Below are 6,400 nucleotides of genomic sequence, written 5' to 3'. Positions count from 1 at the left end.
TAAATGTCTCCTCTGGAAAGCTTGTTTCATGCGGCTTTCCAGGCATCAGCAGGTCTCCTGACCCCTGACGGTAAAAGCCGTCAAGAACAGGAGGAAAAACCTCGATGCTTACCGACACCGCACTGCGCAATTTCAAGCCTAAGTCGTTGACTTACAAGGCTTCCGACCGTGACGGCATGTACGTGACGGTATCGCCCGCCGGTACCGTCACCTTCCGCTACGATTACCGTCTCAACGGGCGGCGGGAAACGCTGACCATCGGCCGCTACGGGGCGGCCGGCATCTCGCTGGCATTGGCCCGCGAAAAGCTGCTCGACGCCAAGAAGGCTGTCGCCCAGGGCAATTCCCCGGCGCATGAGAAGCAGCGCGAGAAGCGTCGGCTGACCGCCGCCAAGAACTTCGGTGACATGACCGCCCGATGGCTTACCGATGCCAAGATGGCCGACAGCACACGAGCGATGCGCAAGAGCATCATCGATCGGGACATCCTGCCGGCGTTCAAGAACCGGCTGCTCAATGAAATCAGCGCCGACGACCTGCGCGCCTTGTGCGGCAAGGTGAAGGCGCGTGGCGCTCCCGCCACCGCGGTACATGTCCGCGATATCGTGAAGCAGGTCTATGCCTTTGCCATCCTGCATGGCGAGAAGGTGGATAACCCGGCAGATGGCGTGGGGGCGGCTTCGATCGCAACCTTCGTGCCCAAAGACCGGGCGCTCTCACCGATGGAGATCCGCTTGATGTACCGGCAGATGGAATCGGTGGCCACGTACCCAACCATCCGCCTGGCGCTGCGCATGATTGTGCTGACGCTGGTACGCAAGAGTGAACTGATCGAGGCAACCTGGGACGAAGTTGATTTCGAGAACGCGACCTGGACGATTCCGAAGTCACGGATGAAGGGCCGCAACCCGCACGTCGTCTATCTGTCGCGCCAGGCCGTGGATATCTTCGTCGCGCTGCACACTTGCGCGGCGGGGTCGAAGTTCGTCCTGCCGTCGCGCTACGACGCCGACCGCTGCATGTCGAAAGCGACGCTCAACCGCGTGACCCAGATCGTGTCCCAGCGCGCCAAGGCCGCCGGGCTACCGCTGGAGCCTTTCACGGTGCACGACCTGCGCCGCACAGGCTCAACGTTGCTCAACGAGGTCGGCTTCAACGGCGACTGGATTGAGAAGTGCCTCGCCCATGAGGACGGCCGTTCCTCGCGCTCGGTCTACAACAAGGCTGAGTACGCCGAGCCGCGCCGCCACATGCTGCAGGAGTGGGCCAACATGGTCGATGCCTGGGTAGAGGGCGGCACCTATGCGCCCACCCTATTGCCAAGCAACACGGTCGTACCACTGCTGAGCGCATTGGTATAAGTTATTTCCCGTCAGGTTGTCAGTTGACAACCTGACGGTTCATCCCCATACTGGAGACTTTGAATGACCCGTCCCTCGCACCCGAAGAAGGAGGTCGAAGAGGCGCTCAGGCACGCGGAAGCGCAGGGCTGGCGCGTCACGATTGGCGGCAGTCATGCTTGGGGCAGGATCTACTGTCCTTACAACGACGATGAGTGCCGCTGCGGCGAGTTCTGCATTACCAGCGTGTGGAGCACGCCGAAGAACCCTGGCAACCATGCTCGAGCGCTTCGACGAGTGGTGGACAACTGCACGACCCATCAGCGACAGAGCGAAGCAGGCTCTTCATCCGAGGATTGACCCATGGAATACACCTTCACCTTGAAGTACCAACTTGCCGAGCACGACAGTGATCCGGATACGCTGGTCGAGCGTCTGGGCGATGCTGGCTGCGATGATGCCTTGGTGGGTATCGGACAGCCGGGTCGTCTGGCGCTGGAGTTCGTTCGCGACGCCCCGAGCGCACAGGCGGCCGTGCGCAGTGCGCTGGCCGACGTGAAGCGTGCCGTGCCTTCGGCGAAGTTGGTGGAGGCGGTACCGGATTTCGTCGGTCTGACCGATGTGGCCGAGCTGGTGGGTGTGTCGCGTCAAGCGATGCGCAAGCTTATGCTCGCCCATGCGGCTACTTTTCCCACGCCGGTGCATGAGGGCAGCGCTTCGATCTGGCACCTAGCCGAAGTGCTGAGCTGGTTGGAAGAGAAGGGCGGCTATGCCCTTGAGCGGACAATGTTGGAAACCGCGCGTGCGGCACTCGAAGTCAACCTGGCCAAGGAAGTCGGCCGTTTGCCCGTTGCCGCTACGGGCGAACTGCGGGTGTTGGTCGCATGATTGCGCCCGCTACCGAACAAACGCATTGCGGACCGGCCGGTTTTTGCGCTGTCTGACATCTGGCCCTGTTGACTTGGCGGCGTCGTCTGAGCGAGATGCTTGTTTGCGCGCGTCGACCCAGGCTTCGATCTCTTCCAGGTCCCACACGACGCAGCGGGCGGTGAGAGCGAACCGACGTGGAAATTCGCCGCGCTGCTCCATCGCGTAGATCGTCGTCTCTGCCAGAGGAACGATCTGGTGAAGTTCCCGGCGGCGGATAGTTCGACGGAAAGGCAAAGGAAACCTTGAAGGAAACTGGGGCAGGTTGTCATAGCCATCCGTGCCGGGATGCGGTGCGTGCGCCTGCTGCGGCGTAGGCTCCCCAAGTTCAGTGATGTGGTTCATGCGAGCGTGCATCGATGACTCCCAGTAGCTCTGTGCATATGGAGTCATGGTGTCTATCGGCAGCAATTGGCACAACTCGCTGGGGCGAACCGGGGAGGGCGTCAGCAAATCTGTCCATTACGGCGGGGTGGTATCTCGTGTAGCCCGCTTCTGCTGCACATTCGATCGAGCTCGAAATCCCCGATCTCGTCCTATGAACGCTTCCAGCATATGCGGGATCAACGTGGCCGCATCGACCGCTTCGCCGTACGTCTGCGCATGCAGCGCGGCGTAGCGGTCGAGGTTCGCTTTCAAGCTGGCCGGACAAGCGAAGGTCAGCTTGCTCACTTCCTGGCGCGGGAGCGGCCCCAGGCGAAGCTTTTTCGTCGTGCTCATTGGATGCCTCCTCGCTGGTAGAACAAGGGCTGGTAGGGACGCAATACGAGGTCGCGCGCCACGATGATCCGCACCGGCAGGCCCGGCCGGCTGGTCAGCGTCGGCTGGATATTCATGTTGCGCCGGGTGATCTCCTGACCGACCTGATTGATGCTGTCCTGCGCGCTGTCGCGCCCGGCGATGACGATGCGATTGCCGTCCTGCCGGTTCTCCGGAGCGGCCAACTCGGCGCCGACGCCCAGCAGCGTGGTCAGTGCCGCACCGGCCACAATGCGACTCCAATGCCAGTCCACGTCATCTTCCAGGCCGGCATAGCCGGCCGGATCGGTGCCGGCCAGGTTGTCGAGCGTGAGCGACGACGTATCCGGCAGGATGATTCGGTTCCACACCACCTGCACGCGGCTCTGCCCGTAGCTCACCTGGCTGTTGTATTTGCCCAGGATGCGCGATCCCTGCGGGATCAACAGGAACTTGCCCGTACCCGTGTCATAAACCGGCTCCGTCACCGTGGCGATCACGTCGCCCGGCAAGTCCGACTTGATGCCTGTCACCAGCGCCCCGGCGATCACCGTTCCGGCCATCACCTGATAAGGCGACGCCGGCAACGCCAGATTGCCGGAATTGCGGGTTTCCGTAGAGCCGCCTTTCAGGAACGCCTCTTTCTGGTCTTGCCGGTTCTGCACGGCGGTCGGGTCGGTAGGCCGAGCGGCCGTCGATGCCGGCCCGGCAGCGAGCGGATCAAAGGCCGCGAGTGTGCTAGCACCGCCAGGCGCACCCGGCGGCGCCCGCGCCACCGTGGCAGCGGCCTGGCCTTGGCCGCCTGAGCGGAAGAACACAGATGACGCCGCAGCGGCTTCTTGCTCCTTGCGCAAGGCGTCGTTTGGGTCGTGGCCGGGGGCCGCGTAAGCGGCCACGGCCGGCTGCTGCGAGTTTACGATGGCCGGGCCAAGGTCGCCGGGCAACGGAGGCCCCAGCTCGGGCACCTTCGCCGGCAGTTTTGAGTAATCCGACGGCAGGCCATCCAGCCCTTCGGATTTCGAGACGCGATCGACGTTGTAAAGCTCGCCCTGCTCATGGGCACCGCGCCGCTGCGGTTGCAGCGACCAGATCGTGGCGCCGAGCACGGCGACCGACAGGCCGCCAACGAGGAAGGCCAGCGTGTGCCGGTTCAGGCGCGTGACCGGGCGCGGCTGAGCGCGCAGCGCCACCGCCTCGGGCGCGATCTTGCCCTCCTGCGGCGTGGCAAGGTCGGGAGTGTCTTCCTGGCTCATGGTCAGTTCCTCCGTGCTGCGCCCACAGCCCCGTCATTGCGCTCGATCCGCACCACATCGTTCTTGTCATCGCCCAGACGCAGTTCGGCCGCGCCGAACAGGCGATCGACGATGTAGTACGGCGAGCGGAAGCGGTAGTTCACCAGTTGTCCGTCGCCCTGCGCGCCGATGACGAACAGGGGCGGCAGCTCGCCTTGGGCGATGCCCGGCGGAAACTGGATATAGACCTTCTCGTCGTCATCAAAGGCGCGCAGCGGCTTCCACGGCGGATTGCTGCCGCTGATCGCGTAGCGGAAGCGGATTTTCTCCAGCGACAAGCCGGTATCGACAGGCGCCGCGCTGCTCGCCGCCTGTGCCTGCCGCTGCAAGGCCAGCATCTTGTCCTTGGGATAGTCCCAGGACACCGACGCCATCCACGTCTTTTCCGTCGAGGTCAGCTCCAGCAGGTACGTGCGCCGACTGGTCGTGATTACCAGATTGGTCTTGAGGCCCGAGCGAATCGGCTTGATCAGCACGCTAACGCGCAGGTCGGCGCCGCTACCGCTGGACGTGTCGCCCACGATCCAGCGCACCGTGTCACCAGCGGCCACCGTCACCAGTTCCTCGCCCGGCTGCAAGGCAATCACCGTCACGCGGCCCACGGCCGCATAGACCTGGTACAGCGCGCCATCGGTGAAGGGCCACACCTGAATCGCGTTGACGTAGCCCTCGCGCGTGGGCGCGATGCGCGCCTCGGCATTGGCGCGCGAAACGCGCACCTTCTCGTCGGCTGGTTCCGGCGCGGGTTTGCCGTCCGCGGCCTCGGGCACTGGCTTCAACTGTGCCGACATCGGCAGCACCTCGGGCACGGCCACCACCTCCACTGGCGCAGGCGGCTCGGGCAGCGGCTGCGCCAGCACCGGCTCATCGAGCGAGATCCCAGGCGGCGGCTTGCCCTGCGTGGCGCAGCCCGCGAGGGCAACAAGCATCAACGGCACAGCGTAAAAGCGGAAAGACAGGTTCATGGTTTTGCTCCTTCGGAAGAATCCAGTTCTCGGCTCCACGACAGGCCGTTGACGTAGATGCCCAGGGGGTTCTTGCGCAGGCGCTGCTCGGTGCGCGGGGTCTGCTGCACGATGGAAATCACGGCATTCCAGCGTTCGGTGCGATCCAGCGCGCCGTTGACATAGCGCGTCTGTGTCCAGCGCACGTTGAAAGACGTGTCGCTGGCACGGGTCACGCTGGTGATCTGCACCGTCACCGACTCCTTGCCGATGCGCGCGAACGGATCGTTCACGCGGGCGTAGTCGTTGAGCACCACCGCGCCCTTGTCGGTGGTGTAGTCGTAGGCATCGAGCCAGTTCTGCCGCACCACGATGGGGTCGATGGACAGCGAGCGCACCAGGCCGATGAAGCGGCCCAGGTGGTAGGCCACCTGGGCATCGCTGGGCCGGTACGGCGTGGCGGCTTCGCCCACGGCGCGTACCTGGCCCGCGTTGTCCACCTCCACCACGTAGGGCGTGACGATGGATTGCGCCGAGCGCCAGACCAGGCCGCCGGCCATCAGCAACGCGAGCGCGAGGCAGCCGAAGGCCATCAAGCGCCAGTTCTTCGCCTGCACGCGGGACGAGCCGATGCGCTCGTCCCACACTTGGGCAGCAGATTGATAAGGGGTAGCAGGCTGTGGGGTGTCGGCATAGCGCACCTGCGGGCGTTTGAATCGCATGGGTGTTCTCCTTGAAGATCAGGAATCGGAATCGCGCAGGCTCGGCCCTTGGCCTGAGCCGCCGCCATCACCACCGCGCAGCGTGTGGGCGGCGGTCGTCGCGGCGTGGGTGAGCTGCTGTCGTCGGTGCAGGCGCTTGGCCCAGGCCGGTTGCTCCTGCGGAGCGGCGGGAGGCGCATCGCCGCTGGGGGCGCCGCCACCTGCGGATGCGGGCGCGTCAGCGCTGAACGCTGCGGTAGCGCGTTCGCGGATTGAGCGCGCGCCTTGCGCAACCTTCTGCCCGGCTGCCTGAGCGCCCGTCTTGGCGACATTGCCCACGCCGGCGGCTGCGCCTTTGAAGCCACCGCCAGCGGATGCGGAGCCGGCCTGGAACGCCGACCTTGCGCTGCCGGCCGCCCCGGCAGCGGCACGCGCACCGCTGCCGGCCAGCTTGGCCG

General features: G+C 64.8%; 8 protein-coding genes and 1 pseudogene. 3 read left to right on the top strand and 6 right to left on the bottom strand.

Annotation, left to right across the window (positions count from 1 at the left end; translation table 11 throughout):
- Positions 1 to 104: 104 nt before the first annotated feature.
- From WBB14_RS12725 to WBB14_RS12715, 3 genes are all read left to right on the top strand, one after another.
- The gene (locus WBB14_RS12725) at positions 105 to 1,361 is read left to right on the top strand and encodes a tyrosine-type recombinase/integrase (RefSeq protein ID WP_424240138.1); all 1,257 of its coding nucleotides are present in this window, start codon (positions 105 to 107) and stop codon (positions 1,359 to 1,361) included.
- A gap of 63 nt (positions 1,362 to 1,424) precedes the next feature.
- Positions 1,425 to 1,700 carry a hypothetical protein gene (locus tag WBB14_RS12720; RefSeq protein ID WP_424240137.1) on the top strand — a complete coding sequence of 92 codons (276 nt, stop codon included), beginning with the start codon at positions 1,425 to 1,427 and terminating at the stop codon, positions 1,698 to 1,700.
- 3 nt (positions 1,701 to 1,703) lie between these two features.
- Positions 1,704 to 2,228: a helix-turn-helix transcriptional regulator gene (locus tag WBB14_RS12715; protein ID WP_424240136.1), complete on the top strand. Its 525-nt coding sequence runs from the start codon at positions 1,704 to 1,706 to the stop codon at positions 2,226 to 2,228.
- A 9-nt stretch (positions 2,229 to 2,237) separates the two neighbouring features.
- Here WBB14_RS12715 and WBB14_RS12710 read toward each other — a convergent pair whose 3' ends face one another.
- The 6 genes and pseudogenes from WBB14_RS12710 to WBB14_RS12685 all read right to left on the bottom strand — a co-directional run.
- Positions 2,238 to 2,612, bottom strand: a complete 375-nt coding sequence (locus WBB14_RS12710; protein ID WP_424240135.1) for a helix-turn-helix transcriptional regulator — start codon at positions 2,610 to 2,612, stop codon at positions 2,238 to 2,240.
- A gap of 117 nt (positions 2,613 to 2,729) precedes the next feature.
- Positions 2,730 to 2,987 carry a DUF2274 domain-containing protein gene (locus WBB14_RS12705; RefSeq protein WP_406564169.1) on the bottom strand — a complete coding sequence of 86 codons (258 nt, stop codon included), beginning with the start codon at positions 2,985 to 2,987 and terminating at the stop codon, positions 2,730 to 2,732.
- Positions 2,984 to 4,258, bottom strand: a complete 1,275-nt coding sequence (locus WBB14_RS12700) for a TrbI/VirB10 family protein (RefSeq protein WP_424240134.1) — start codon at positions 4,256 to 4,258, stop codon at positions 2,984 to 2,986. The genes WBB14_RS12705 and WBB14_RS12700 overlap by 4 nt, the downstream gene beginning before the upstream one ends.
- Before the next feature lie 2 nt (positions 4,259 to 4,260).
- Positions 4,261 to 5,262 (bottom strand): P-type conjugative transfer protein TrbG, encoded by a 1,002-nt coding sequence (gene trbG / locus WBB14_RS12695; RefSeq protein WP_424240133.1) that lies wholly within the window; start codon positions 5,260 to 5,262, stop codon positions 4,261 to 4,263.
- Positions 5,259 to 5,963, bottom strand: a complete 705-nt coding sequence (gene trbF / locus WBB14_RS12690) for a conjugal transfer protein TrbF (protein ID WP_424240132.1) — start codon at positions 5,961 to 5,963, stop codon at positions 5,259 to 5,261. Before trbF ends, trbG begins: the two co-directional genes overlap by 4 nt.
- Before the next feature lie 18 nt (positions 5,964 to 5,981).
- A pseudogene (locus tag WBB14_RS12685) lies at positions 5,982 to 6,400 on the bottom strand (P-type conjugative transfer protein TrbL); the annotation flags it as partial.

The organism is Achromobacter sp. (assembly GCF_049647645.1).
Classification (GTDB): domain Bacteria; phylum Pseudomonadota; class Gammaproteobacteria; order Burkholderiales; family Burkholderiaceae_B; genus Achromobacter.
Note: the sequence above shows the minus strand (reverse complement) of the source record. Positions and strands in the feature narration are given on the sequence as shown.